The sequence below is a fragment of the Actinoplanes sp. KI2 genome (assembly GCF_025630775.1).
Taxonomy (GTDB): domain Bacteria; phylum Actinomycetota; class Actinomycetes; order Mycobacteriales; family Micromonosporaceae; genus Actinoplanes.
In genome coordinates this window covers 142346-167702 of sequence record NZ_JAOSZE010000022.1, presented here as the reverse complement: position 1 = coordinate 167702, position 25357 = coordinate 142346, and the positions used below count along the sequence as shown (strand labels likewise).

At 71.8% G+C, this 25357-nt stretch carries 23 protein-coding genes and 1 tRNA gene; 13 read left to right on the top strand and 11 right to left on the bottom strand.

The annotated features are described in order from the left end of the window. Positions 1-301 (bottom strand): translation initiation factor 2 (locus ODJ79_RS23985; protein WP_263025796.1); only part of this gene is annotated, 301 nt, incomplete at its 3' end. A 63-nt stretch (positions 302-364) separates the two neighbouring features. Here ODJ79_RS23985 and ODJ79_RS23980 point away from each other — a divergent pair. Next, the gene (locus ODJ79_RS23980) at positions 365-541 is read left to right on the top strand and encodes a hypothetical protein (protein WP_263025795.1); all 177 of its coding nucleotides are present in this window, start codon (positions 365-367) and stop codon (positions 539-541) included. Between the two features lie 135 nt (positions 542-676). Here the strand turns inward: ODJ79_RS23980 and ODJ79_RS23975 are convergent, their stop codons facing one another. Together ODJ79_RS23975 and ODJ79_RS23970 are read right to left on the bottom strand one after the other, a co-directional pair. Next, a complete protein-coding gene (locus ODJ79_RS23975) occupies positions 677-1015 on the bottom strand; it encodes an FmdB family zinc ribbon protein (protein ID WP_263025794.1) in 339 nt (112 codons plus the stop codon). A 67-nt stretch (positions 1016-1082) separates the two neighbouring features. Then, positions 1083-1700: a 5-formyltetrahydrofolate cyclo-ligase gene (locus tag ODJ79_RS23970; RefSeq protein ID WP_263025793.1), complete on the bottom strand. Its 618-nt coding sequence runs from the start codon at positions 1698-1700 to the stop codon at positions 1083-1085. Positions 1701-1781: 81 nt separating this feature from the next. On the opposite strand from ODJ79_RS23970, the gene ODJ79_RS23965 reads away from it, so the two are divergent. The 7 genes from ODJ79_RS23965 (at position 1782) to ODJ79_RS23935 (ending at position 8958) form a co-directional block, all read left to right on the top strand. After that, positions 1782-3767 carry a sensor domain-containing diguanylate cyclase gene (locus ODJ79_RS23965; RefSeq protein WP_263025792.1) on the top strand — a complete coding sequence of 662 codons (1986 nt, stop codon included), beginning with the start codon at positions 1782-1784 and terminating at the stop codon, positions 3765-3767. 48 nt (positions 3768-3815) lie between these two features. Further along, a complete protein-coding gene (locus tag ODJ79_RS23960; RefSeq protein WP_263025804.1) occupies positions 3816-4730 on the top strand; it encodes a UTP--glucose-1-phosphate uridylyltransferase in 915 nt (304 codons plus the stop codon). Continuing rightward, on the top strand, positions 4727-6037 hold the full coding sequence (gene glp / locus ODJ79_RS23955; protein ID WP_263025791.1) for a gephyrin-like molybdotransferase Glp: 1311 nt from the start codon (positions 4727-4729) through the stop codon (positions 6035-6037). The genes ODJ79_RS23960 and glp overlap by 4 nt, the downstream gene beginning before the upstream one ends. Then, positions 6034-6654, top strand: a complete 621-nt coding sequence (locus ODJ79_RS23950) for a GNAT family N-acetyltransferase (protein WP_263025790.1) — start codon at positions 6034-6036, stop codon at positions 6652-6654. Before glp ends, ODJ79_RS23950 begins: the two co-directional genes overlap by 4 nt. Positions 6655-6794: 140 nt before the next feature. Then, on the top strand, positions 6795-7538 hold the full coding sequence (locus tag ODJ79_RS23945) for a hypothetical protein (RefSeq protein WP_263025789.1): 744 nt from the start codon (positions 6795-6797) through the stop codon (positions 7536-7538). A 73-nt stretch (positions 7539-7611) separates the two neighbouring features. Next, positions 7612-7685: transfer RNA gene (locus tag ODJ79_RS23940), tRNA-Ala, on the top strand. Positions 7686-8262: 577 nt separating this feature from the next. Further along, positions 8263-8958: an FxLYD domain-containing protein gene (locus ODJ79_RS23935; protein WP_263025788.1), complete on the top strand. Its 696-nt coding sequence runs from the start codon at positions 8263-8265 to the stop codon at positions 8956-8958. A gap of 5 nt (positions 8959-8963) precedes the next feature. Here the strand turns inward: ODJ79_RS23935 and ODJ79_RS23930 are convergent, their stop codons facing one another. Together ODJ79_RS23930 and ODJ79_RS23925 are read right to left on the bottom strand one after the other, a co-directional pair. After that, positions 8964-9740, bottom strand: a complete 777-nt coding sequence (locus ODJ79_RS23930; RefSeq protein WP_263025787.1) for an SDR family NAD(P)-dependent oxidoreductase — start codon at positions 9738-9740, stop codon at positions 8964-8966. Continuing rightward, complete coding sequence (locus ODJ79_RS23925) at positions 9737-10609, bottom strand: aldo/keto reductase (protein ID WP_263025786.1); 873 nt, start codon at positions 10607-10609, stop codon at positions 9737-9739. Before ODJ79_RS23925 ends, ODJ79_RS23930 begins: the two co-directional genes overlap by 4 nt. Before the next feature lie 112 nt (positions 10610-10721). Between ODJ79_RS23925 and ODJ79_RS23920 the strand changes: the two genes are divergently transcribed. Next, positions 10722-11591, top strand: a complete 870-nt coding sequence (locus tag ODJ79_RS23920; RefSeq protein ID WP_263025785.1) for a hypothetical protein — start codon at positions 10722-10724, stop codon at positions 11589-11591. 59 nt (positions 11592-11650) lie between these two features. Continuing rightward, positions 11651-12895 carry a GAF domain-containing sensor histidine kinase gene (locus tag ODJ79_RS23915; protein WP_263025784.1) on the top strand — a complete coding sequence of 415 codons (1245 nt, stop codon included), beginning with the start codon at positions 11651-11653 and terminating at the stop codon, positions 12893-12895. A 61-nt stretch (positions 12896-12956) separates the two neighbouring features. On the opposite strand, the gene ODJ79_RS23910 is transcribed toward ODJ79_RS23915, so the two are convergent. From ODJ79_RS23910 to ODJ79_RS23900, 3 genes are all read right to left on the bottom strand, one after another. After that, positions 12957-15338 carry a bifunctional polysaccharide deacetylase/glycosyltransferase family 2 protein gene (locus ODJ79_RS23910; protein ID WP_263025783.1) on the bottom strand — a complete coding sequence of 794 codons (2382 nt, stop codon included), beginning with the start codon at positions 15336-15338 and terminating at the stop codon, positions 12957-12959. Next, complete coding sequence (locus tag ODJ79_RS23905; RefSeq protein ID WP_263025782.1) at positions 15335-16012, bottom strand: hypothetical protein; 678 nt, start codon at positions 16010-16012, stop codon at positions 15335-15337. Before ODJ79_RS23905 ends, ODJ79_RS23910 begins: the two co-directional genes overlap by 4 nt. 454 nt (positions 16013-16466) lie before the next feature. Continuing rightward, complete coding sequence (locus ODJ79_RS23900) at positions 16467-18041, bottom strand: dolichyl-phosphate-mannose--protein mannosyltransferase (RefSeq protein ID WP_263025781.1); 1575 nt, start codon at positions 18039-18041, stop codon at positions 16467-16469. A gap of 54 nt (positions 18042-18095) precedes the next feature. Here ODJ79_RS23900 and rsmI point away from each other — a divergent pair, with 54 nt between their 5' ends. After that, positions 18096-18950 (top strand): 16S rRNA (cytidine(1402)-2'-O)-methyltransferase, encoded by an 855-nt coding sequence (gene rsmI, locus ODJ79_RS23895; protein ID WP_263025780.1) that lies wholly within the window; start codon positions 18096-18098, stop codon positions 18948-18950. Between the two features lie 82 nt (positions 18951-19032). Here rsmI and ODJ79_RS23890 read toward each other — a convergent pair whose 3' ends face one another. Continuing rightward, positions 19033-20430: a hypothetical protein gene (locus tag ODJ79_RS23890; RefSeq protein ID WP_263025779.1), complete on the bottom strand. Its 1398-nt coding sequence runs from the start codon at positions 20428-20430 to the stop codon at positions 19033-19035. A gap of 132 nt (positions 20431-20562) precedes the next feature. Between ODJ79_RS23890 and metG the strand changes: the two genes are divergently transcribed. Beyond that, positions 20563-22359, top strand: coding sequence for a methionine--tRNA ligase (gene metG / locus ODJ79_RS23885; RefSeq protein WP_263025778.1), 1797 nt, complete (start codon positions 20563-20565; stop codon positions 22357-22359). Between the two features lie 512 nt (positions 22360-22871). Here metG and ODJ79_RS23880 read toward each other — a convergent pair. Beyond that, positions 22872-23909: a hypothetical protein gene (locus ODJ79_RS23880; RefSeq protein WP_263025777.1), complete on the bottom strand. Its 1038-nt coding sequence runs from the start codon at positions 23907-23909 to the stop codon at positions 22872-22874. Positions 23910-23977: 68 nt separating this feature from the next. Here ODJ79_RS23880 and ODJ79_RS23875 point away from each other — a divergent pair, with 68 nt between their 5' ends. Next, a complete protein-coding gene (locus ODJ79_RS23875) occupies positions 23978-24877 on the top strand; it encodes a TatD family hydrolase (protein WP_263025776.1) in 900 nt (299 codons plus the stop codon). Between the two features lie 19 nt (positions 24878-24896). On the opposite strand, the gene ODJ79_RS23870 is transcribed toward ODJ79_RS23875, so the two are convergent. Continuing rightward, positions 24897-25322 carry a hypothetical protein gene (locus ODJ79_RS23870; RefSeq protein WP_263025775.1) on the bottom strand — a complete coding sequence of 142 codons (426 nt, stop codon included), beginning with the start codon at positions 25320-25322 and terminating at the stop codon, positions 24897-24899. Positions 25323-25357 lie beyond the last annotated feature (35 nt).

Here is a 25357-nt window from a genome sequence, read left to right as displayed (position 1 = left end):
GCAGGCAGATCAGGATCAGCGCGATCGCCCCGGCGACCAGCCCGACGCCGTACGTGACGGTGCGAGCCGAGCCCTCGGCGTCGTCGAGCGCGTCCATGTCCTGCGGCGGCAGCGCGCGTGGCGGCGGGGGCTGGGAGATCGTCTGTGGCCGCCAGCCGGCCGCGGCCGGGTCGGTGCGCGGCGGCCCCTGGTAGTCATCGCCCGGGGTGGGTGGAGTGACCGGCGGGGTGGCGGGCGGGCTGGCGGCCGGATCGGGTCGCTGCCAGTAGGCGTCGTCCGGGAAGCCGGTGGGGGAGCTCACGTTCACCGACGGTACAGCCGAAGGGGGAAGACGGGCGCAGCGGCGCGGCTTACCCTCGTAGCCGTGGACATCCTGGATGAGCCTGAGCGCGACAACGACGCCGAACGCGAGGTGGACTTCGAGTCGGAGGAGGCGGCGGTGCTGCCCGACCAGACCCGGGACGACACCGAGCGGGGCTGGGGCGAGCGCGGCGACACCAACGACGAGCGACTCTGGGAGGACCGCCCGCCGCACTGGTGATCGGCTCGGCCGAGCCGGATCAAGATCGCCCGCGGCAGCACGAGGCCGCGGCGGCCAGAGCGATCACCAAGCCACGGCCGCCGGAACGATCACAAAGCCGCGGGAACGATCACAAACCCGCGGCCGCCAGAGTGATCAGGAAGCGGCGGCGGCCGGGGTCGAGGACGACGAGCTGGACGTCGACGAGGACGACGAGGTCGAGGACGACGTCGACGAGGACGTCGACGACGTGGAGTCCGCCTTCTTGGCGTCCGACTTGGTGTCCGAGCCGTTCGCCTTCTCCGCGCTCACGCCGCCCGAGCGGGAGTCGTTGCGGTAGAAGCCGGTGCCCTTGAAGACGATGCCGACCGAGTTGAAGACCTTGCGCAGCTTGCCCTGGCAGTTCGGGCACTCGACGAGCGCCGCGTCGGAGAACGACTGGACCGCCTCGAGCTGGTGACCGCACTCGGTGCAGGCGTACTGGTAGGTGGGCACGGCTCCTCCGGATCTGTCGGCTGCTGGCACTCGCCAACTCCGAGTGCCAATGTTGCGCCATCGGAGGTCATTTCGTCCACTCGGCTGCGCGGTTGAGAGTCAAGCCACCACGAGGTGTGATCACACCGTGCACCGGGCGGTCGTGCGGCTCGGCCGGGACCGCCTCGACGAGCTCGCCCTCGTGCAGGAGGGCGAGGATCAGCGGGCGGGAACCGGAGAGCCGGGCGAGCGCTCGGTCATAGGAACCACCGCCGCGCCCCATCCGATTCCCCGACCGGTCGACCGCCAGCGCCGGCACCAGCACCAGATCGGCCGAGGTCAGCGCGGCGACGCCGAGCCGCGGCCCGGTGGGCTCCTGCAGGCCGCGGGGGCCGGGCGCCACCGACCCGGTGAAGACGGCCCAGTCCAGGTCGTTGTCCGGGAGCAGGACCGGTAGCAGGACCCGGGCGTGCTCGCCCAGGACCGAGGGCAGATCGGGGCCGCCGGGCTCGGAGCCGACCGGGACGTAGGCGGCGATCGTGGCGGGGTGCTCACGACGTACGAAAGCAAGAATTTGATCTTGAAGTTGTTCGGCGAGGAGTGACCGATCGCGCGGAGTAAGCGCCCGTCGTGCGGTAATCAGGCGACTGCGCAGCGCGGTCTTGGCTGCGTGTGATCCTTCTTCGTCCCCGGTTAAATCGGACATGCAACACCCCCTTCCAAAAAGCGGCAAACGGCGCACACTATGTCAGCATCGCTCCAAATAGGGCCACTCCCGGGAGGATGCGTGACGCTACGTGGCCGGCTGACCGCCGCGTTCCTGGTGGTCGTACTCGGTCCGGTCCTGCTCGGGTCCATCTTTGTCGCCCTGACCGTCGCCACGGTGAGCCGGAACCGGGCGGCCGACCGGCTCGATCATGCCGCGTCGACCGTGCGGACCGGTATCTCGGCCATCTGCCGCCAGCTGCAGGGCGCCGCGGACGCCGTCGCCGTGGTGCCCGCCGGCGAGCGGTCCGCGGTCGCCGGCCAGCTCGTCGCCCGCGGCCTGGCCACCGACATCCGGATCGTCCCGGCGACGCCGATCGGGGCCGGCAGCCGATCCAAACCGGCCGGCGCCGGCGACAACTGGCAGGACTGCGCGGCGCCCACCGACGGCCCGGCCGGCGCGATCGCCGCCAGCACCGTGGTCGACACGTACGCGATCACCGCGACGCAGACGGTCGACGCCGCCTTCCTCGAGCGGCTCGGAGCGGTCAGCGGCGCGCACGTCACCCTCGGCGGTCAAGCCGGGCCGAACGGACGCGAGCTGAGCGCGGGGCCGGGCGAGCCGCTGCGACTCACCGTCACCGTCCCGCACCCCAAACCGCATTTCCTGTACGCCGTCCTGGTCACCGTCGTGCTGGCCGCGGGGACTGCCGCCATTCTCGTGGCGCGCTGGCTGGCGCACTCGACCACCCGGCCGCTGGGCGATCTGGCCTGGGCCGCCGATCAGGTGGCCGGCGGCGACCTGGACACCCGGGTGCCGATCGTGCGCCCCGACGAGCTGGGCCGGCTGGCCGCCACCTTCAACCGGATGACTCGCGAGCTCAAGGCGTACGTGCGGGCGCTCACCGCCAGCCGCGACCAGCTCCGCGGTCACCTGGCGATCCTCGGCGAGACGCTGTCCAGCACCCACGACGTCGACCGGATCCTGCAGGTGATCCTGCGCACCGCACTGGCCGCGACCGGCGCCCGGGCCGGCCTGGTGCTGCTGCTCGACCCGGTCGGCGGGCACCTGGTGGCACACACCGCGATCGGCCTGACCGGTGCCTGGGACGTGCCCGAGGCCGAGCTCGGCGCGCTGCGGCTGCCGGTCGGCTCGGGCGTGCTCGGCGAGGTGGCGGCCGGCGGCGAGCCCCGGCGCGGGCACGGCACGATCGCCGAGGCCGAGCCGCCCTGCCGCACCTATCTCGCGGTGCCGATCCAGGCCCCCCGAGGGCACGGGTTCTCCGCGCCGTCCGTAGGACTGGACGCTGACGATCCGCTCCGGCCGGGTGAAGGCGGGCCGGCGACGCTCGGCGTGCTCGCCCTCTATGACCGGGTCGGCGGCGAAGACTTCGACGACGCGGATCTGCACACGCTGCGGACCTTCGCCGGGCAGGCCGGGGTGGCCGTGCACAACGTGCGGATGCACGAGGAGGCGCAGCGGTTGTCGCTCACCGACCCGCTCACCGGCCTGTGGAACTACCGTTGTCTTCGCGAGTCGGTGCGCCGGGAGGTGGAACGGGCCAGCCGGTTCGGCCGCATGCTGGCCGTGCTGGTGCTCGACCTGGACCACTTCAAGGAGGTCAACGACACGTACGGGCACGCCGCCGGGGACGCGGTGCTGGGCGAGTTCGCCCGGCGGATCCGGATCGGGCTGCGTGAGGTGGACGTGGCCTTCCGCCAGGGCGGGGAGGAATTCGTGGTGCTGCTGCCGGAGACCGACGCGTACGGCGGGGTGATCGTCGCCGAGCGGCTCGGAGCGGCCGTCCGGGATCGCCCGGTGTCGATCGATGTGGGCGGCGTCATACCGGTGACCGTGTCGATCGGGGTGGCGGTCTTTCCCGAGCACGGCAAGACGGCCCAGGAGGTGCTCCAGGCCGCCGACGACGCGCTGTACGCGGCCAAGAGCGCCGGGCGGGACACCTATCGTCTCGCGGACACCGCGGACCGCGTACGGAAAGCGAATTTTGACTCTGGTACGGGGTCCGGTGGAGGGCCACAGCCGCCGCGTCAGGCGCGCGGCCGATAGTCTCGCGGAATGTCCGGGCACGATCTGAGCGAAGGTGCGGTGACCTCGATGACCCCGAACGCGCACACGACCGGCCGCCGGGCGGTCAAGGCCGTCATTCCCGCGGCCGGCCTTGCCACCCGATTCCTACCGGCCACCAAGGCGGTGCCCAAGGAGCTGCTGCCGGTCGTCGACCGGCCCGTCCTGCAGTACATCGTCGAAGAGGCCGCCGCCGCCGGGATCACCGACGTGCTGCTGGTGACCGGGCGCGGCAAGACCTCCATGGTGGACCACTTCGACCGCCGGCCCGATGTCGAGCAGCGGCTCGAGGAGAAGGGCGACCTCGAGCGTCTCGCCGCCGTGCGCCGCACCAGTGAGCTCGCCGACATCTACACCTGCCGCCAGGGTGAGCCGCTCGGCCTCGGCCACGCGGTCGGCGTCGCCGCCTCGCACGTCGGCGAGAACCCGTTCGCGGTGCTGCTCGGCGACGAGTTCGTCGAGGAGGACAAGCCGCTGCTGCCGGCGATGCTCGACCTGCAGGCCCGCACCGGCGGCATCGTGCTCGCCTTCATGGAGGTCAAGCCGGAGGAGACCTCCCGCTACGGCATCGCCTCGGTGGCGCCCTCCACCCTCGGCGAGGACATCGTCGAGGTGACCGGCCTGGTCGAGAAGCCGTCCCCGGAGGAGGCGCCGAGCAACCTGGCCGTGCTCGGCCGGTACATCCTGCCGGCCGCGATCTTCGAGGCCATCGAGAACACCAAGCCGGGCAGCGGCGGCGAGATCCAGCTGACCGACGCGATGGCCCAGCTGCTCGCCGACGGCGTACCGGTGCACGGCATCGTCTACCGCGGCTACCGGTACGACACCGGAATGCCGCTCGGCTACCTGCAGGCCGTGGTCATGCTCGCCAGCCAGCGGCCCGACCTCGGCGAGGAGTTCCGCGGCTGGCTGGCCGAGTTCGTCGCCGGCGGTGCGAAGGGATGACGGCCACGGCCGATGCCGAGGCGGCCGCCAACGAGCTGATGCCTCTCGCCGAATACCTGGGCAGCGTGCTGCGCAGGCTCCGCGCGCTGCCTCCGCTCGACCTCGACCTCACCCAGGCGCACGGCAACGTGCTCGCCGGGGACGTGCTCGCCCCGCACCCGTACCCCGCCTTCGACCAGGCCGCGATCGACGGATACGCGGCCCGATGGGAGGACCTCGCGGCGGCCGGCCGGGTCGGCTCGCACCCGTCCTTCGGCAAGTTCGAGGGCGGGCCGCGGCCGATCCGGCTCAACGTCGTCGGTGACCTCGGCGCGGCCAGCTGGCGGCCGGTGCGGCTCACCCCGGGCACCTGCTTCTCGGTGGCGGCCGGCGCGCCGCTGCCGATCGGCGCCGACGTGGTCGTCCCGGTGCACTGGACCGACCAGGGCATGGCGGCCGTCGAGATCCTGCACGCGCCCAAGCGCGGGTCCGGGGTCCGGCGTACGGGCGAGGAGCTGGCCGCCGGTCAGCTGCTCGCCGCGGCCGGCACCTACGTGACCCCGGCCATGGTGGCGACCTTTGCTGCATCCGGCATCGGGCACGTGATCGTGCGGCCCAGCCCCCGGGTCGTGGTGGTGGCGACCGGCGACGAACTGGTCGACGTGGGCCGGCCCAGCCAGCCCGGGCAGGTCGTCGACGCGAACTCGCACGCGCTCACCGCGGCCGCGGTCGAGGCGGGCGCCCTCGCGTACCGGATCGGGATCTGCGACGACGACCCGGAGGGCCTGCGCGGCCTGCTGGAGGACCAGACGCTGCGGGCCGACCTGATCATCACGACCGGCGGCACCGGCACCGGGCCCGGCGACATGCTGCGCCGGGTGCTGTCCCGCCGCGATCCGGGCCGGGGCGCGGTCGAGTTCACCGGCGTGGCGCTCTCCCCGGGCGCGACCCTGGGCTTCGGCACCGTCGGCGGCGAAGAGGTGCCGGTCGTCTGCCTGCCCGGCGAGCCCGGCTCCGCGCTGATCGGCTTCGAGGTGCTGGGCCGCCCGGTCATCCAGCTGCTGGCCGGGGCCGAGCCGGTGTTCCGCCCCAGCGTCAAGGCCCACCTGCTGGAGACCGTCTCGTCCCCCGGCGGGCTGCGCGAGTTCCGCCCCGCTCACGTGGCCGAGCGGCGCGGTGGCGGCTACACGGTGCAGCCGCTCGCCGGTGGGCCGTACACTCTCTCCGGCCTGGCCGAGGCCAACGGCCTGCTGGTGCTCGGCGAGCGGGTCACCACGGCGGCCGCCGGCTCGACCGTAGACGTGTTACTCCTCGACCGGAGGCGATGATGCTGGGGTCCACGCCGGGATGGCCCGCCGTCCTGGCTGACGGCCCGGTGCTGCTGCGGCCCTACAAGCGGGGCGACGCGCGCGCCTGGTCCGAGGTGCGCATCGCCAATCAGAAATGGCTCGCGCCGTGGGAGTCGTCGCCGCCCGGTCCGTGGGCCGAGATGAACTCGACCCGCGCCTACGCCTACGTCTACCAGGACATGAAGCGCTCGGCCCGGCGCGGCGAGAGCATGCCGTTCGCGGTCTGCCTCGAGGGCCGGCTCGTCGGGCACATCAACCTGGGAAACATCGTGCGGCGGGCGTTCAGCTCGGCGTACGCGGGCTACTGGGTGGACGCCCGGGTCGCCGGCCGCGGGGTGATCCCGACGGCGCTGGCGCTCGCCGTCGACCACGCCTTCGGCCCCGGCGGGCTGCACCGGATCGAGGTCAACATCCGCCCGGAGAACCGCCCGTCCCGCCGCGTGGTGGAGAAGCTCGGCTTCCGCGAGGAGGCGTACCACCAGCGGTACATGCACATCGACGGCGGCTGGCGCGACCATCTTGGATACGCCCTGACCAGCGAGGAGGTGGCCGCCGAGGGCGGTCTGCTGGCCCGCTGGCGTCGCGTACGCGCTTGACGCCATGATCTTCCGAGCGTGACGCGCCCGGCGCGGCGCGCCCATTTCCGCAGCTCGCGCCCGTAGCCTCGGGGAGATTGGGTCTTGCGGTCCGCCTTGTTTACCGGTAGGACCGCGCATAGCTGACGGGAGGGGTGAGGGTGCCGACCTCGGTGCTCCTCGCCGTCCTCGCCGCGGCCGGACTGCTCGCCCTCGCACCGGCGCTCGTGCGCCGGTACGACGCCACCGAGCGGCTGGCCGCGGAGCGGGCGTCGTCGACGGCGCGGGTGCTGCAGCGCCGCCGCCGTCGCCGCACCGTGCCCGGACGCCGACCGATCAACCCCGGGCGGACGGTCACGGTTACGGTCCCGGCCCCGTCCTCAGCCTCCGGTGATCAGTCGCCGCAGCGCCGGCTCCGCCTGGTCACCGGCAAACGGCCGGCCCGCCGCGTCCCGCCCCGGCGGCACACACCGGCCGTGGTGCGCCGCCGCCGGGTGTTCGCGGCGCTGCTGCTGCTCAACGTGATCGAGCTGATTGGCGTGCTGACCGTGGGACCGGGATTCTGGATCGGGTTCGCGGTCACCGGGACGCTGCTGCTGCTGTACCTGGTGCATCTGCGCAACCGGGCGCTGGCGGATCGCCGGCGCCGGCGGATCGAGGCCCGGGAGGCCGCGTGGCTGGCCGCGCGGCAGGCCGAGGTACGGCGCGAGCAGGCGCGCCGGGCCGCGGCCCGGCGCGAGGCGCAGCGGCGGCTGGCGGCCCAGCGGGAGGCGGTGCGGCGGGCGGCGATGGGGTTGGACCGGGACCCGTCGGAGCTGCCGGCTGCGGCCTCGGTCTCCTATCGGCGGGCGGGTGGATTGCGCGGGCGGGCGTACGAGGCCGGGGGCCGGCACCACACGGCGTGAAGCCGGGGGGCGGTTCGCGGCTGGACCCGATGACCTGTTAGCCTTTCTCCGTTCGACGGGCAGCGCCCGTCGAGGGGCTGTGGCGCAGACTGGTAGCGCACCTCGTTCGCATCGAGGGGGTCAGGGGTTCAAATCCCCTCAGCTCCACGAGTCGATGGCGGCCATGTGTTCGCGGGAAGCGCGAACCTGGTCGCCTCGTCATATCTGCTCCGGGGGCCGAGCCCCCGGAGACCCCGCATCACCGTGGGTGCGCTGGGACTGATGGTTGCGCTGCATCACCGTGGGTGCGCTGGGACTGATGGTTGCGCTGCATCACCGTGGGTGCGCTGGGACTGATGGTTGCGCTGCATCACCGTGGGTGCGCTGGGACTGATGGTTGCGCTGCATCACCGTGGGCGCGCTGGGACTGATGGTTGCGCTTGCCTGGTGGGTGGGACGGTCCGCTTGAATGCCGTGGTCTAACGAGCGGGTGGCGGGTGGGGTTACGTATACGTTTGCTTGCGGTTGCTCTCCGGGATTGTGTTACTGGTGGGTTTCGTGATGTAGTCCTGCTTCCGCTTCCGGCTTGCCGGCGAATGCGGTTCGCGGCGGGTGGGCTGGTGGACTTCATACGATCATCTAGTTTCTCTTGACGATCATATGAGTCTGTGGTCGGACTCTCGACGGGGATCGTTTTGAAGGCCAGGCTGTGAGCGCCCCCACACCCATCGTGCAAGGATGCTCGATGTCTTACGCGAATCCGCCCCAGGACTACCCACCGTCGCCCGATCGGTGGTCTCCGCCCGGAGGTCAACGGCCGGGCTACCCCAGCGAGCAGCAACCGCACCACCCGAGCGAGCAGCAACCGCCCTACCCCGGCGAGCAGCAACCGCCCTACGGCGGCCAACCCTCGTACGGCGGCCAACCCTCCTACGGTGGGCAGCAGCCCGGCTGGGCGTCCGAGTCCCGTCAGCTGCCGACCCGCCCGGGCTGGGAACCGCCCGCGCAGCAGGCCCTGCCGACCGGCGAGGGCTGGCAGCCGACGCATCACGCGTCGACCTCGGAAAACCGGTATCAGCCGCCGCCGGTGCAGCGGTCCGGGTCGGGCGCCAAATGGGCGATCGCCGCGGCCGCCTTGGCGGTGGTCGGTCTCCTTGCCTACTTCTTCTGGCCGTCGTCGGGGAGCGGCTTCGACGTCAAGGTGACCAAGTGCCAATCCAGCGGCAGCGTCGCCACCGTCGGGCTCTCGGTGCACAACAACGGCTCCAGCACCCAGACGGCGACCATCCGGGTCGAGTACGACGACAAGGACGGCAAGCTGATCGACGCGGACACCGTGCTGGTGCGCGACATCGGTGCCGGTGACACGAAGGCGGTCGAGCAGAGCACGCTGCTGGACGCCGACGAGTCGATGACCTGCCACGTGACCGCGGCCGCCTAGGGTCGCTACCAGGCGGTCCAGCCGCCGTCGACGACGACGTTGGCGCCGGTGACGTAGCTGCTGCGCGGCGAGGCCAGATAGAGCACCGAGGTGGCGATCTCCGCCGGATCGCCCACCCGGCCCAGGGGGGTCTGCCGGCCGAGCCGCGAGAGCAGTTCCGGCTCGCCGCCGCCCGGGAAGGCGCCGGGGGTGACGCAGTTGACGCGTACCCCGGCGGGGCCGAGCTCGACCGCGGCGTACCGGGCGAGCTGGATCAGACCGGCCTTGACCGCGCCGTAGTACGGCGGGTTGCCGGCCTCGGGCGTCGAGTACAGGTGTGGCTTGGGGCTGACCACGCCGTACATCGACGCCACCGCGATCACCGCGGGGGAGCTGTCGGCGGCCGCGGCGACCAGCAGGTCGCGGGTCGCGTCGAGCAGGCGCTGGAAGGCGGCCAGGGCGAGATCGGCCGCCGCCAGATAGTCGGCCGGCTTGGCGGATCGCAGCGAGCCGCCCCGGCCGACGTGGGCGTTGTGCACCAGGACGTCGAGCCGGCCGCCGTCGCGCCGCAGCGTCTCGCCGAGCGCGGCCACATCCTCGTCGACGGTTACGTCGCAGCGGGCGGCGCGACAGCCGAGCTCCGCCGCGAGCGCGTCCAACTTGGACTGGTCGCGGCCGACCAGCCAGACCGTGGCCCCGGCGCCGGCCAGCGCCTCGGCCATCACCGGGCCGAGCCGGCCGGTCGCGCCGGTGACCACCGCGACCTTGCCGCGCAGGCCGAAGAGTTCGTCGAGAGTGGTCACTTCGACCACCGGCTCGGGTCGAGCAGCTCCACCGGCATCTCGGGCAGCGTGCCCAGCACCCGCTCACGCTCGGTCTCGGTCAGCGGCTCGCGGTCGATCAGCGCCGCGTTCGCCCGCAGTTGCTCCTCGGTCTCCGCGCCCACCACCAGCGAGGTCACCCACGGCAGCGACAGCAGGTAGGCGAGGCAGAGATCGGCGCGGCCCTCGCGGCCGAGGTCGGCCGCGAGCTTGTCCAGGGTCGCGACCACCGCGTCGCGGTCCGGGTCGGGCAGGTTCGGCCAGGGCACCGCGGTGCCGGCGACGAGCAGACCTTGCAGGTACGCGCTGCGCACCGTCACCACGAGATCGGGCCGTCCGCTCAGGTCCACGTCGAGCCAGCGCCGGTCGAGGATGTTGCACGGCAGCTGGACGTAGCCGAGGCCGGGCAGCTCCAGCGCCCGGCGCAGCTCGTCCGGCGACTGCACCGAGACGCCGATCCGGTCCGCCTCGCCGGTCTCCAGGCAGTGGCGCAGCTCGGTCCAGCAGTCCTCGGCGTCGGCCGCGCGGTGCAGCAGGATGGTCAGCGGGCCGGCCGGGCGCAGGGCCGCGCGGCTGGCGTCGACGCTGGCGCGCACCGGGCCGCCGGGTGCCACCTTGGTGATCACCGAGAGGCCGTGCTCGACGGCGCCGATCCGCTGCTCGCTCTCGCCGTACGCGCGGGCCGTGTCGAGGTGGGTGACGCCCAGCTCGCGCGCGGTAGCGAGAATCCGGGCGATCGCCGCCGGGCCGGGCACGCCGGTGCGGTTGGCGATGCCGTACGCGCCGCCGAGCTGGGCGGTGCCGAGCACCAGCGCGGACTGGCGGTAGCCACCGCGCTCATTGATCCTCATCGCTCGCGCTTCCGTTCCGTCGTGGTCCACCTGGGCGGACCCGGTACCATCCAACGCCGGGACCGAACGTAACCGCTCGGTTTTCCGACGGGATACCGGGGTCGGTGAGGGTATGCATCACGCGAACTACTACTACGGGCACGCCCACGTGCTGGCCCGGTACTGCGAGCTGCCCGACCCGCTGCACCCGCCGCGGATCAAGGGCTACCTGCAGCACGGGTGGAACATCGGTGACGGCATGGCCCCGGGCGTGCCGTTCGTCGACGGCAGTCCGCTGCTGATCTGGTCCGAGCAGGTGCGCCGCCGGGCCTGGTCGCAGGGGCGGCGCAACGCCGTGGTGGTCGGCTCCCCGTTCGCGTACCTGCTGGAATTGGAGCCGGAACCGGCCGACCTGCGGCGCGAGGGCACGATCTTCTACCCGTTCCACGGCTGGGAGGGGCAGGAGGTGATGGGCGACCACCGGCGGCTGATCGACGAGATCAAGGCGCACGAGTCCGGCCCGATCACCGTCTGCCTGTACTGGAACGAGCACCGGGTGCGGGCGATCCGCCGGCTGTACGAGGACGCCGGCTTCCGGGTGATCTGCCACGGCTACCGTGGCTTCTGGTGGCGCGACCACGACCGCGATTTCCTGGTGCGCCAGCTGGCCGAGCTGCGCCGGCACCGCCGCGTGGTCTCCAACCGGCTGTGCAGCGCGATCTGGTACGGCCTGCTGGCCGGCTGCCAGAGCGCGGTCTACGGCGACCCGATGGTGCTGGAGAACGGCGACATGACCTTCGGCGGCGAGCCGCGCCTGCACCGGCAGTGGCCCGAGGTCTACGGCTACGACCCGGACGTGGCGGCCGGCTACCGGAGCGCCCGGGCCGAGTTGGGCGCCGACGAGCTGGCCGGGCCGGAGGAGCTGCGGACGCTGCTCGGCTGGCCGGTCGCCGAGCACTCACTCACCGGAAAAGGACAGACCTCAGACCTTTTTGTTGGGTGAAACCCGAAAAATGCTACTTTCGGGTGGTATCTCTGAAGCCAAGTCTTCGGAGGTGACGCATGAAAGCTCCCCTGCCCGACAACGAAACCGATCGTCTCGCTGCCCTCTACTCGCTCGACATCCTCGACAGCGCCCCGGAGCAGGACTTCGACGACATCGCGACGCTCGCCGCGAAGGTGTGCGACGCGCCGATGTCCCTGGTCACCCTGGTTGACACCGATCGGCAGTGGTTCAAGGCGCGGGTCGGCACCGACCTCACCGAAACCCCGCGCGACCAATCCTTCAGCGCGCACGCGATCCTCGGCCGCGATCTGCTCGTCGTCCCGGACGCTGCCACGGACTCCCGCTTCGCGGACAACCCGTCGGTCGACATGGAGGGCGGCATCCGGTTCTACGCCGGCGCTCCACTGATCACCACCGAGGGGTACGCGCTCGGCACGCTCTGCGTGTTCGACAACCGGCCGCGCCATCTCGACAACGAGCAGGTGCAGGCGCTGCGCGCGCTGGCTCGGCAGGTCACCACCCAGATGGAGATGCGCCGGCACGCCATCGCGCTGGCCAACACCACGGCCCGGCTGCAGGAGCTGGAGCGGCGCAAGGACGACCTGGCCGGCCTGGTCGGCGGGGACCTGCGGGCGCCGCTGCGGCTGATCTCGGCGTACCTCGACAAGCTGGGCAGCACCGGGTTCCACGACGTCGAGATGGCCGAGCTGGTCGGCCGGGCCACCGCCGGGCACATCCGCGGCTTCCTCGACCTGGTGCAGCATCTGACCACGATGGCCGAGGCCGGGATCGGCAGCGAGAGCCTGCACATGCGGCAGATCGATCTGACCCGGATCACCCAGCGGGCAGTCGAGTCGGTGCGGCCGATCGCGGCGACCAAGCAGATCTGGATCCTCAACCAGGCCGGCGGCACGGCGCTGCCGATCATCGCCGATCCGGTACGCCTCGAGCAGGTCCTCACCCACCTGCTGTTCGCGGCCGTGAAGTACACGCCGTCCGGCGGCCGGGTACGGGTCGGCACCGAGATCGAGTCGGGCCCGGCCGTCCGCCTCGACGACATGGACCTGCCCGACGGCATGCGCCCCGAACTGTTCCCGCACCTCTTCTACGGTGCGATCGCGAACCCGTCGGAGATCCCCGGCCCGGACCGCGGCCTGGCCGTGGCCAAGAAGATCCTGGACGCGCACCACGCCACGGTCGCGCTCTCCGACCGGCCCGGCGACGGCACCTCGCTGCACTTGGTCTTCCCGTTCGCGGAGCCCACCTCGCCGGCCCAGATCGCCGACCTGATGGCGGCCTAGAAAGCTTGCCCAAGGAGCCCGTACCCGTCCGGCTGCAGGACGGACGGGTACGGACCCCTCGTCACCCGGAGTAGACCGGGCCGGAGCCGCCACCCGGGGGCGAGCCGGCTGACGGGAGGTCTTCGGGATCGGACCGCGTCTGCACCGGTACGGGCGTCGTCGTGGCGCGTCCGGCCGCCGGGTGCAGCGACGGCCGGTCCTGGCCGATCGTCGACGGCCAGGTGTCCACGGCCGGCGCCACCGGCTCCCACTCCAGGGCGACCCGGGCGAGCGGCGGGGCCAGCTCGGAACGCGGCCCCAGCCCGGCCCGCTGCAGCTTGTGCCAGCGCAGCCGGCCGCCGGTCAGCGCGGTTGTCGCCGACTGCATCAGCACCAGGTACATCAGCTGCCGGTAGGCGAACTGCTGCAGCGGCAGCCGCCACAGCGGACGCAGCGACTCCCGATCGAAGCGGAACGCCACCGCCGCGGTGAACAGTTGCAGTGCCAGCATCCCGCCCCAGGCGATCAGCGTCTTCTCCAGCGCCCAGAACACCAGGCCGTACAGCAGCAGGATGTCGACGACCGGGGCGAGCATCGGCAGCAGCACCCCGAACAGGGCCAGGAACGGCAGCCCCACCCGGCCGAACCGGCCGGACGGGCCGTGGTCGAACAGCGAGCGGCGGTGCTTCCACATCGCCTGCATCGTTCCGTAGCTCCACCGGTAGCGCTGCCGGTACAGCTGCTCCAGGGTGGCCGGCGCCTCGGTCCACGCCCGGGCGCGCTCCTCGTACACCACCCGCCAGCCGGCCCGGCACAGCGCCATCGTCACGTCGGTGTCCTCGGCCAGCGTCTCGTCGCTGATCCCGCCGACGTCGGCGAGGGCCTTGCGGCGGAACGCGCCGATCGCGCCCGGCACGGTCGGCATGCAGTTCAGCACCTCGTACAGGCGGCGGTCGAGGTTGAAGCCGACCACGTACTCGATGTGCTGCCAGGCGGCGACCATCTTTCCCCGGTTGCCGACCTTGACGTTGCCGGCGACCGCGCCCACCGACGGGTCGGCGAACGCCTGCACCAGCATCCGGATCGAGTCGGTCTCGAAGACGGTGTCGCCGTCGACGGTGACGATCAGCTCGTTCCTCGCCAGCGCGATGCCGATGTTCAGCGCGTTCGACTTGCCGCCGTTGGGCACCCGCACCACCCGTACGTTGGGCAGCCCCATCCGCTCGACCAGGGCGGCCGTCCCGTCGGTGGAGCCGTCGTCGACCACCACCACCTCGATCCCGCCGGGATGGTCGCCGCCGGCCAGCGAGCGCACCGCCGCCTCGATGCCCTCCTTCTCGTTGTACGCGGGCACGATCACCGAGACCGGGTCGGTCACCTCCGGACCCCAGGTCCAGCCGGGTCGGCGGCGCTGCCGCACGTGCCGGCTGGCGAGCAGCAACAACAACCCGGTACGCCCGATGGTCAGCGAACCGACCACCAGGAACAGCCCGGCGATGAGCCAGAGCATCCCGTCCGCCAGCCGCACGGTGCCGATCACGGCGGCGCCGCGCCACACGTCGCTGCGCGGGGCCGGCGGGTTCTCGGCCAGCAGCGGCACCTGCGTCGCGCCCGCGACCTGATTGCGCTCCGCGATCGTCTGGTTGAGCCCCTCGGTGATCGTCGTGAAGGCGTAGCCCCGGGCCTTCATCATCGGGATGAACGTGCGCAGCGCCGCCACGGTCTGCGAGCGATCGCCGCCGGCGTCGTGGAACAGGATCACCGCCGGGGTCTCGCCGGGCGGGCTCGCGTTCCGGATGATCTGCGGTACGCCGGGTCGCTGCCAGTCCTCGCTGTCCATGTCGTTGACCACGGTCAGGTAGCCCTGCTCGCCGACCTCCTTGACCAGCTTCCAGTTCGTGTCGTCGATCGCGTCGGCCTTCGACGAGTACGGGAACCGGACCAGGTTGGTGTGCACGCCGGTGGCGCGGGCGATCACGACCTGGGTCTGGGACAGCTCGAGGGTGCGCCGCCAGGGCGCGACCCGCTGCATGTTCGGGTGGGTGAAGGTGTGCACGCCGAGCTCGTTGCCGTCCTTGGTGATCTCCCGGGTGAGCGCCGGGTGGCGGGCCACCTCGGAGCCGACCACGAAGAAGGTGGCGTGCGCGTCGTTCTCGGCCAGCACCTGGAGCACCTTCGGGGTCCAGGTCGGGTCGGGGCCGTCGTCGAAGGTCAGCGCGATGGTGCGCGGCGGCATCCGGCTGCTGCTCTGCTGGCCGCCGGTGGTGTTGATGACCGGCCCGCCGCCCCGGATCGACAGCGGGACGCCGTCCTGGTCGCCGACCTCGGACTCGACGTGGTCGCTCGTGAACTCCGAGTTCACGTACGCCTGCACGACCAGCACACTGACGAAGATCACCACCAGCAGGGTGGCGAGCGCGACCCGGGGTGGTGGCAGCACCCGGCGGCGTTTGCGGCTGCTCACGCCTCGACCTCGGCCGGCCTGGCCTCGGGCAGATCGCTGGTGGGCGCCGCGGCCGCGGCCTTGGCGGATGCGATCGGCGTACCCTCGCCGCCGCCCTGCCCGCCGGTGGGCGGCGACGTCGGACTCGTCGGCGTCGTGGTCGGCGTGGTGGTGGCCGGTGTGGTGGGCGCGGTCGTCGACTCCACCGGCCGGCTTGCGGAGGGGACCGGCTTCGGCGGGACGGTCGGGGCCGGTTTCTTGGTCGCGGTCGGCTTGGTGACCGGCCGGGCGGTCGCCGACGTGACCTTGGCGGCCTCGAGCCCGGGCGCCGAGGTGTTCCCGCGCGGCGGCAGCGCGTCGACGACAAGCACCGGCTTCGGCGAGAGGCTGGGCGTCGGGGCCGGCGCGGGGCTGGGCGGGGCCGGCCGCTTCTCGCCGGTGTCGCCCGCGGGCTCGAGGCCGGGCAGCGGCAGCACGGCGCTGGACGGCACCGGGCCGCCGACCAGGCTCACGCTGATCAGGCCACCGTAGAGCATCACCAGGGCGCCGAACCCGTACGCGAGTCGGCGCAGCAGCCGGCTGCGGCGTCCGGTGGTGTCCACGAACACCGGTGCCCCCGGCGCCACCGAGATCACCTCGGTGACCGGGATGTCGCCGTCGATGAATGGCGGGGTTTCAGGCTCCAGCGAAGTCACCGAGCGAGCTTAAAAAGGCTGGCCCGCAATGCAGCAGGCACTCACTCCGGCGGATGACGGATGATCGCCAGCGCTATTCAGCCGAAATGATGACCGTCGGCGTTTGACCAGATGGGCACCGATGTGTGCCATCGAAAAAATGATCGTCCTGAGCTGCGGCAGAATGAGCGGCAGGAGAAGGTTACGCCATTCGGGCGAGATTCTTCATGTCGCATGCGCGACATTTAATGCGAGACAAATTCGTCGTCCGATTAGTCGACCTTATGATAATACAACCGGAATGTCCGATGTGGCAAGGTGGCTTGATCGAAATTTGAAAGTTCGGCAGGCGACCCGTTGTGTCCGACATCGGAGGTCGTTAAGCTTCTTCTTGCGCGCCCCTATCGCCCGCTTCCCCCGTGGCAGGCGATCGGGGCGCGCCCTTACGTTCAGGCCGTTTCCGCGCCTAGCTCCTTCAAATCCAGCGGCCGCCGAGCCACATCCGCGACGACCAGCTGTCGTACGTGATGAGCTGCCCCACGAAGATCGGGTGGAAGTAGGCGAAGCAGAGCGCCACCAGCACCACGTAGGCGCCGACCACGACCGTACCGATCACCTGCCGGTCCGGTCTCGCCTTGCCCGCCACCACCCCGGTCGGCGGCGTCATGATCGCCCCGAGCACGTAGACCACGGCGAGGATCAGGAACGGCAGCGCCGGCAGGAGGTAGAACGAGAACATCGTCCGGCCGTCCTTCACCGCGTAGTAGAACCACGGCAGCATGCCGCCCAGCACCGGCACCAGGATCGCCCAGGCCCGCCAGTCGCGCCGCGCGATGCCGAACCAGATCAGCGTGGCCAGCGCGGGCAGGAACGACCACCACAGGATCGGCGTACCCAGCAGCAGGATCTCGCGGGCGCAGCTGGGCGCCCCGCAGTTGCCGCTGTTGCCCCAATAGAACGCGACCGGCCGGCCGAGCAGCAGCCACTGCCACGGCCAGGACTGGTAGACGTGCCGCTCGGTCAGCTGGCTGTGGAAGTGGAACGCCTCGACGTGGTAGTGCCACAGGTTGCGCAGCGCCCCGATGACCGGGGGCTCGCTGAGCCCGTTGGCCTGCCGGTAGTGCCGGAAGTACCCGGTGTTGGTGACGAACCAGCCGGTCCAGGTGGCCAGGTAGGTCATCAGCGACAGGACGACGGAGAGCACGCCCCAGCCGAAGTCGCCGAAGATGCCCGCGATGATCGGCTGTGGGATGCCCGCCGAGCGCCGGGCCTGCCAGCGCCACACCACGACCAGCACGCCGAAGAACGGCAGGAAGAACAGCGCGCTCCACTTGACCCCGCAGGCCATCCCGAACAGCACGCCGGAGACGAGCAGCCACCACGGCACGATCCGGGGTATCGCGGGGGTCTTCGCCGGGTCGTAGCCGTCCTCCAGCGCGCGCAGCAGCCGGCGGCGGTAGTGGTCCCGGTCGAGCACGATGGCGGCGAAGCTGGCCAGCACGAACAGGCCGAGGAAGATGTCGAGCAGCGACGTGCGGGACAGCACCAGCTGGAAGCCGTCCAGCGCCATCAGCAGACCGGCCGTGCCGGCCAGCAGCACCGAGTGGAACAGCCGGTAGGCGACCCGGACCAGGATCAGGATCATCAGGGTGCCGGCCACCGCGGCTGGCACCCGCCAGCCGGTCTCGTGGTTGCCCCAGACCAGCTCACCGAGCGCGATCAGCCATTTGCCCAGCGGCGGATGCACCACGTACGCCGGGCCGTTGGTCTTCTCGTCCCACTCGACCGCGTGGTGGATCATGTCCCACGCGTCGGTCGGGTAGTACACCTCGTCGAAGATGTAGCCCTTGGGCTGGCCGATGTTCTGGAACCGCAGGATGCCCGCGATCACCACCACGACGAGCGTGACGAGCCACGAGTGCGGGTTGAGCCAGTTGTCGAGGGTGCTCAGGCGGCGCCGAACGATCTCGGGAACGCCGCGCACACCGGTGGGCTCCACGGCCGCGGGCGGCTCCGGAGTGAGTTCTGTCTCAGCTGTCGCCGTCGTCACTCCGCGATCCTAGGGCCTACTGCTGAGAAGGCGTGCATGTGATGGACTTTCGCCGTGACAGCCAACGAAGAGGGCGCGGGCCGAGTGGTGCTGGCCGGTGCGCCGCTGGGCAACATCGGCGACGCGTCGGCCCGGCTACGCGAGGTACTGGCCTCGGCGGACGTGGTCGCGGCCGAGGACACCAGGCGGCTGGCCCGGCTGGCCCGGGATCTGGGCGTCACGGTGGCCGGCCGGGTGGTGTCCTATTTCGAGGGCAACGACGAGCGGCGTACGCCGGAGCTGGTGGCCGCCCTCGAGCAGGGCGCGACCGTCGCGGTGGTCACCGACGGCGGCATGCCGAGCGTCTCCGATCCCGGGTACCGGCTGGTGCGGGCCGCGCTCGAGGCGGGTTTCCCGGTGACGGCCGCGCCCGGCCCGAGCGCGGTGACCACGGCGCTCGCGCTCTCCGGCCTGCCCAGCGACCGGTTCGTGTTCGAGGGCTTCCTGCCGCGTACCGGATCGCATCGTCGCGCGCGCCTGCGCGAGCTGGCCGCCGAGCCGCGCACGCTGGTGTTCTTCGAGGCCCCGCACCGCATCGCGGGCGCCCTGAGCGATCTTGCGTCGGCCTTCGGCGGTGATCGTGCGGCCGCGGTCTGCCGCGAGCTGACCAAGACGTACGAGGAGATCCGCCGGGCCTCGCTCGCCGAGCTGGCCGCCTGGGCCCGGGACGGCGAGCCGCGCGGCGAGATCACCCTGGTGGTGGCGGGCGCGCCGGCCGGTCCGCCGCCGCGTCCGGCCGACGACGAGCTGCGCGCCGCGGTGGCCGCCCGGGAGGCCGCCGGCGCCTCCCGCCGGGACGCGATCCAGCAGGTGGCCGACGACTTCGGCCTCAAGAAGCGCGAGGTCTACAGCCTGGTGCACACCACCTAAAACCATTTCCCTGTACGCGTCGGGGCCGTCCCGCGTGGCCGAGTGAGGGCCGCCCGGGGCCGTTCCGCCACCGACCCGCCGCTCAGAACGCCGCGATCAAGAACCCCGCGAGGAGCAAGACGGGCCCGGCCAGGCTGGCCAGCACCGCGCCGCGCCGGGCCGTCCGGGTCTCCAACCGCCGCGCTCCGGTCACGCTCGCGATGGCCCATCCGCACAACAGCACCATCAGGAACCCGAGGATCCAGCGCAACTCCAGCAGCGGGCTGGTGTTGCCGAGGTAGGCGCGCGGGCTGTCCGGGCTGACCATCCGGGCCGCCGCGACCGCGCCCGGCACCCGGTGACCGGGCTCCACCCCGAGCAGCGTCACCCGGCTGACCAGGTAGGAGCCGTCGGCGGCGGCGAACGGGCCCACGCAGTGCTGGGTGAGGCCGGAGCCGGTGCAGCTCGTCACGGTCGCGTAGCCGCGGGTGCCGTGCCCCACGGCCAGCCAGAACGGTTCCGCGCTGACCCAGGCGAAGAACGCGGCGACCAGGCCGAGCGCAATCAGCGAGGCGAGCGCCCCGATCGGGGTGTGCGGGGCTGCCTGCCGGGCCCCGCGCCGGGTGGCGGTGGGTGTGGGCTCCTCCGCCGCGGCCGGCTCGGGGAGCTGCTCCGGGTCGGTGTGCCAGAACGGGGAGTTCTCCATCCGCTCCAGGCGCGCGTCGGTCTCCGGGTCGCCGGTGGCGCGGGGCAGCGGCTCGTTGGGCAGCACCCGACGGTTCTGCTTGGTGACGCCGGAGGCCGTGCCCGGCGGCGTGGCGGACTCCAGTGGCACCGTGGGCCGGCTGCGGGCGCTCGGCTCGGGCAGCACCATCACGTCCGGCTCTTTGCCCTCGGCGTCGACGGTCTTGTGCTCGCCGGTGATCTCGACCGCCCAGTCGGCCACCTCGCCGGGCGGCATTTCCGGTCGCGCGCTCTCGGCCGTGGCCGGTTCCGCGGCCCCGGCCTCCGCCCCGGCGGGCGGCTTCTTTGCCGTGGGTGTGGCGGCCGCGGGTTTCGTCTCGGCGGGCGGCTTTTTCGCGGTGACCGGCGCGGCCGCGGTCGCCGACGCACGGCGCGAGCGGTTCCGGGCCGGCGGCCGCAGCGGGTCGTACCGGTGCTCGTCCAGCTGGTCGTGCCGGCGCTCCACGACCGGCGGCTCGGTGTCCGGGTCGAGGTGGCGCGTGGTGTCGCGGACGCCCGCGGCGTGCGCCTCCGCCTGTTCGGCGGAACGTCGCGGCCCGGCCTCGCCGGGCGGCAGCAAGGTGCCGGTGACGCCGGCGGCGGCCTCCTCCTGGTGCTGCGGGGCACGTCGGCGAGGGCGCCGCTGGCGTCCGGTGGGCGGGTCGGTGGCGGCCCGGTCGGTCTCGCCGCGCCACCAGCCCGGGTTGGGGTCGGAGAACGACCAGGGGTTGCCCTCGTTGGAGGGTTTCTCCCCGGGTTGCGGCGTCTCTCCGATCACCCGTCCATTGGACTACGCCGCCGGGCGCCGATCACGCACAATAAGGGCGTGTCGCCATAAATGCCATTTCGCGCTGACGCCAGAACGAATCCGTTCGCGAGCCGCCCGGGCCGCTCATTACTCTTAGGAACCATGAGTCACGTTCTCGCCGCGGTTGCCTGGCCCTATGCCAACGGCCCGCGCCACATCGGTCATGTTTCCGGCTTCGGGGTGCCTTCCGACGTTTTCAGCCGGTACATGCGGATGGCCGGTCACGACGTGCTCATGGTCTCGGGCACCGACGAGCACGGCACGCCGATCCAGGTGCAGGCCGACGCCGACGGGGTGACCCCGCGCGAGCTCGCCGACCGGTACAACCGGGTCATCGTCGAGGACCTGCACGGTCTGGGCCTGTCCTACGACCTGTTCACCCGCACCACGACCCGCAACCACTACGCCACCGTGCAGGAGCTGTTCACCGTTCTGGAGCGGAACGGGTACATCGTCGGCCGGACCACGCTGGGCGCGATCTCGCCGTCCACCGGGCGCACCCTGCCCGACCGCTACATCGAAGGCACCTGCCCGATCTGCGGCTACGAGAGCGCCCGCGGCGACCAGTGCGACAACTGCGGCAACCAGCTCGACCCGGAACAGCTGATCAACCCCCGTTCCAAGATCAACGGCGAGACGCCGGAGTTCGTCGAGACCGAGCACTTCTTCCTCGACCTCCCCGCGTTCGCCGAGGCGATCGGCGCCTGGCTCGACCGCCGCGAGAACTGGCGCCCCAACGTGCTCAAGTTCTCCCGCAACCTGCTGGACGACCTGCAGCCCCGGGCGATCACCCGAGACCTCGAGTGGGGCGTGCCGATCCCGCTGGACGGCTGGCGGGAGCGCGCCGACAAGCGCATCTACGTGTGGTTCGACGCGGTGATCGGCTACCTGTCCGCCTCGATCGAGTGGGCCCGCCGCACCGGCGAGCCGGACGCGTGGCGGCAGTGGTGGTCGGCCGACGGGCTGGGCAAGGACGCTCAGTCGTACTACTTCATGGGCAAGGACAACATCGTCTTCCACTCGGTGATCTGGCCGGCGCTGCTGCTGGGCTACTCGGGCGAGGGCGACAAGGGCGGCGAGCCGGGCGAGCTGGGCCGGCTCAACCTGCCCACCGAGGTCGTCTCCAGCGAATACCTGACGATGGAGGGCAAGAAGTTCTCCTCCTCCCGGCGGGTCGTCATCTACGTGCGCGACTTCCTGGAGCGCTACGACGCCGACGCCCTGCGATACTTCATCGCCGCGGCCGGCCCCGAGTCCACCGACACCGACTTCACCTGGGCCGAGTTCGTCCGGCGTAACAACGACGAACTGGTCGCCGGCTGGGGCAACCTGGTCAACCGCTCGATCTCGATGGCGGCGAAGAACTTCGGCGCGATCCCCGAGGCCGGCGAGCTCACGCCCGAGGACGAGGCGTTGCTCGCGGTGGCCAAGGCCGGGTTCGGCACGGTCGGCGACCTGATCGGCCGGCACCGGCAGAAGGCGGCAATCGGCGAGGCGATGCGGGTGGTCGCCGAGGCAAACAAATACCTGTCCGACCAGGCCCCGTGGAAGCTGAAGGCCGACGAGGACAAGCCCCGCCAGGCCACCGTCCTGCACGTGGCGCTGCAGGTGGTCAGCGACGCGAACACGTTGCTGACCCCGTTCCTGCCGCACTCCGCGCAGAAGGTGTTCGAGCTGCTCGGCGGCGCGGGCGTGCACGCGCCGATGCCGCGCATCGAGGAGGTCGACGACCTCGACGGCGGCCCGTCCTACCCGGTGCTGACCGGCGACTACACGGTGGGCGCGAAGTGGGAGTCGGTCCCGCTGGTCGCCGGCACCCCGCTGGCGGCCCCGAAACCGGTCTTCCGCAAGCTCGAGCCGTCGGTGGTCGACGAGGAACTGGCCCGCCTCGAGAGCTGAGCTTGCTGGCTCCGCTTAGCGGGCTGGGCGGGTGGTTGCGGTCGACCAGATGAGTCGCGTGGGGCGACTGTCCCGTGCGGGGTGGGCTGGGTGGGTGCGCTTTGCGGTGGTTGCGGTCGGGCAGATGAGTCGCGTGGGGGGACTGTCCCGTGCGGCTGAGCTGGCTGGCTCCGCTTCGCTCCGCGGGCGATCGCCCCTTTGAGGCTGATGACGAGAGGCCGCTTTTCGACACCGCAAACCCCGCGGCGCCGAAAAGCGGCCTCTCGTCATCAGCGGGGCGATCGCGGGCCGTCCCCGGACCGGGGGCGCCCTGCAGATACCGGTGTAATCAGCGGGGCGATCGCGGGCCGTTCCCGGACCGGGGGCGCCCTGCAGATACCGGTGTAATCAGCGGGGCGATCGCGGGCCGTGCCCGGTCGAGGGGCGCCCTGCAGATACCGGTGTTATCAGCGGGGGGATCGTGGGTCGTCCTCGGTTGAGGGGCGGCCTGCGGATACCGGTGTTGGGCTGGGTTACAGGGTGTAGGGGATGTCGGCTATGTGGTGGTCTTGTAGTTCGCCTACGGGGGCCCAGGTTTCGTAGACGCCTCGTTCGTAGCAGCGGGCGCCGGTCTCGTTGAGCGACTCGGCGTCCGGGCGCACCAGGCGCAGGCGGGCCCAGGAGTCGTCGCGCTGCAGCACCCAGCACGGCGTGTTGCGCCATAGCGCCTGCTCGGCTCGGCGGCTGAGAGTGCTCACCGGGTACCGGGCGGCGCGGGTGAGCGCGCGGACGCGGAACTCGTCCGGCGGGTCGGCGACCGCCTCGTACTCCTTGTCCTTGATCCGGCCGACCAGCTTGGCCGAGCCGGGCGTCGTGCACGGCACGTACTCCCGGTCGGGGCTGACGCCGGGGAGGTTGTCCAGCAGCGGACGCCAGCGCGGACCGGCCAGCCGCAGCCAGCCGTGCTGCTCCGGCTGGTAGGTGTAGAGCAGGATCTCCTCGCTGCCCTCGACGTACGCGACGAGCTGCGCGTTCGCCGGGATCGGGAGGTCCGCGAAGCCGGCCGTGATGTACTCCGGGATGAGGTCCTCGGTGCTCGGGGTGAACCCGGTGCCGAGCACCATCGCGCCGACCCGCGAGTGGGCGGGCAGCATCGCCAGCCCAGGCTGGGTGGGGCCGGCCGGCACCTCGTAGTCGAGCGGGTCCACGGCCCGCCAGCGCAGCGCGTAGGCGACTTCCGTGCTCTCCGCGGCGCCGTCGGTGGCGAGCAGCGTCAGGTCATGCGGGTCGTGCAGGTGCGCGATGTCGCAGGCGCGGTAGCAGAACCCGTACGGAAGCCAGCCGCCGAGATGCCCGGCGACCTGAGCGGGGGAGAGCACCTTGGTCATCCTGGTGCCCCGGCGGATCGCCGCGGTCGCGCGGATCCGCCGCAACACCACATCGTCGCGATACGCCGCCGACTGGCTCATCCGCTGGACCTGGGTCCAGCCGAGATCGCGGCGGAGGGGGGCCGACAGGGGCGGCTCTAGGGGATCAGCGCCGACCGCGCTGTCCTCGCCGGTCAAGGTCACGGCCGCAAGTTAAGCGACAACAGTGGATTTCAAGTGAACAAACGGTTGCGTCCAGGCGTAAGTGCACAATGTCTCACATGCCACCGACACCGTCCCGGTCCCGTACGGACAAGCAAGCACGCCGGCGCGGGGAGTTTCCCGCCTCGCCCGAGCCGTTGTCCGTTCCGGTATTCGACAGCCACACCCACCTGGATCTAACAATTCAGGAGGCCGGGGTGCCCGGCGACGGCTCCGGCGACCCGATCGACGCGCTGATCGACGCGGCCGCCAAGACCGGTATCGATCGGCTGGTCCAGGTCGGCGTGGACGTCGCCTCGTCGCGCTGGGGGGCCGAGCTGGCCGCCCGGAATGCGGCGATTCTGGCGGCGGTCGCGATTCACCCGAACGAGGCGCCGATTCTGTCCGATCTCGACGAAGCGCTGCGCGAGATCGAGGCGCTGGCCGGGCAGCCGCGGGTGCGCGGCGTCGGGGAGACCGGATTGGACACGTTCCGGACCGGCGAGGACGGCCGGCACGCCCAGGAGGAGAGCTTCCGGGCGCACATCGCGATCGCCAAGCGGCATGGCAAGGCGCTGATCATCCACGATCGGGACGCACACCGGGACGTGCTGCGGGTGCTCGACGAGGAGGGTGCGCCCGAGACGGTGGTCATGCACTGCTTCTCCGGCGACGCGGACTTCGCCGCCGAGTGCGTCCGGCGCGGCTTCCACCTCAGCTTCGCCGGGACGGTGACCTTCGCCAGCGCCGGTGCGCTGCGGGCGGCCGCCGAGATCACCCCGGCCGAGCAGATCATGGTGGAGACCGACGCGCCGTACCTGACCCCGATGCCGCACCGCGGGCGGCCGAACGCGTCCTATCTGATCCCGCTGACCGTGCGGGCGCTCGCCGAGACCCGCGGGGACGATGTGGACACCCTGTGCGCCGCGATCTCGGCGAACGGGGAGCGGGTCTTCGGGCCGTGGCGTTAGTCCTCTTTGGCCCTCGGCGTCAGTCGTCCTCCACCCAGGCCGCCGCGCCGAGGAGCTCGCCGAGGCCGCGCATCAGCTCGGCGAACGTCCCCGGCGCCGCGTTCAGCGGGCCCCGGGAGACGAAGCGCACCGCCCAGCCGTGGCTCGGCGCCACGTTGAAGATGCGGTGCACCACCCGGCTGCCGCGCGGGTCGGCCTCGACCGAGGTGACCCCGCGGTACCACCACTCGCCCTGTAAGGCGACCGTGCGCCGGGCGCGGTCGACCGACACGGTCAGCCGGCTGCCGTCCCGGGTCACCACGAAGTCGTCGCCGGGGTCGGTCTCGGCCAGCTCGCCGCGGGCCGCGATCGGCGAGCGGCCGCCCGGGCGCACGTCGAGCAGCACCTCGGCCACCCGGTCCGGTGGCGCCTCGATCACCCCATGCAGCTCGAGCAACTCGCTCATTCCTGCTTTCTACCCCGTCGCGGCCGGGCCCGCCC